Origin of the sequence: Candidatus Thiosymbion oneisti, assembly GCF_900092655.1 — a bacterium.
Taxonomy (GTDB): Bacteria; Pseudomonadota; Gammaproteobacteria; order Chromatiales; family Chromatiaceae; genus Thiosymbion; species Thiosymbion oneisti.
On record NZ_FLUY01000567.1, the window covers coordinates 1 to 919 of the forward strand.

Genomic DNA, 919 nt, shown 5'->3' on the forward strand with positions numbered 1-919 from the left:
TAGTACCTAGTTTCAACCGATGTTGCAAGTTCATAGTATCTGCTGGCTCACACGCTTGGCTTACCCGCTCCAGTGTGTGGACTAGCAATATCGATCGAAACTAGGTACTAGCCCTTCGGATATCTCGGTCCAGACCTCAGGTTTCTGCCCAAGCTATGCGAGCGGGCAATAAGGGTCAGCTGCGCATTATCGGCGGTCGCTACCGGGGGCGCAGGCTGTCGATACCCGCGCAACCTGGGCTGCGTCCCACGGCGGATCGGGTGCGCGAGACCCTGTTCAACTGGTTGCAGCCGGTTATCCTCGGTTCCCGTTGCCTGGATCTCTTTGCCGGCAGCGGTGCCCTGGGCTTCGAAGCGGCCTCCCGCGGCGCGGACGAGGTGCTCATGATCGACCGTTCCGAGCCCGTGACCCAGGTGCTAGCGGCCAGCGCCCGCAGCCTGGGCGCTGCTCAGGTCCGAGTCCGCAGGGCGGATGCCCTGCACTGGCTAGCCGGGAGTGGTGGACCCTTCGATCTCGTCTTCCTGGATCCGCCCTTCCACAAGGACCTATTGGCACCGAGTTGTACCCTGCTGAGCAGTAGAGGCTGGCTCGCCCCCGGGGCACTGGTCTACCTGGAGGTACCGGCGAGCCGAGCACTTCCCAGCCTACCTACGGGTTGGACACTGATACGCGATAAACGGGCCGGCCAGGTGCGCTTTGCGCTCGCCGCCGTTGAACCGCAAAAGTGCAACGGACCCGAAGGGTAGGTCAGGTTAGGCATGTGTTGAGCGGTTCAAATTACACAACCTGGCGTCCTGTTGCGTTACGCCGCGTTCGACACCGTGCCTGTCCGGACTCGATCCTGGGTTATTTGGCGTTGGTTGTGGGAAAAGATCCCTCCTGCATCGGGACAAGTCTGACGTGTTGGGTTACGGCGCGT

At 61.7% G+C, this 919-nt stretch carries 1 protein-coding gene; it reads left to right on the forward strand.

Annotated elements, in window-relative coordinates; genetic code table 11:
* Window positions 1–155: 155 nt before the first annotated feature.
* Window positions 156–746, forward strand: a complete 591-nt coding sequence (gene rsmD, locus BQ17_RS05960; RefSeq protein ID WP_089725195.1) for a 16S rRNA (guanine(966)-N(2))-methyltransferase RsmD — start codon at window positions 156–158, stop codon at window positions 744–746.
* Window positions 747–919: the final 173 nt, after the last annotated feature.

What these genes read in the sequence shown, in the direction of transcription:
- rsmD (WP_089725195.1), top strand. Translation starts at nt 156, where the DNA reads ATGCGAGCGGGCAATAAGGGTCAGCTGCGCATTATCGGCGGTCGCTAC.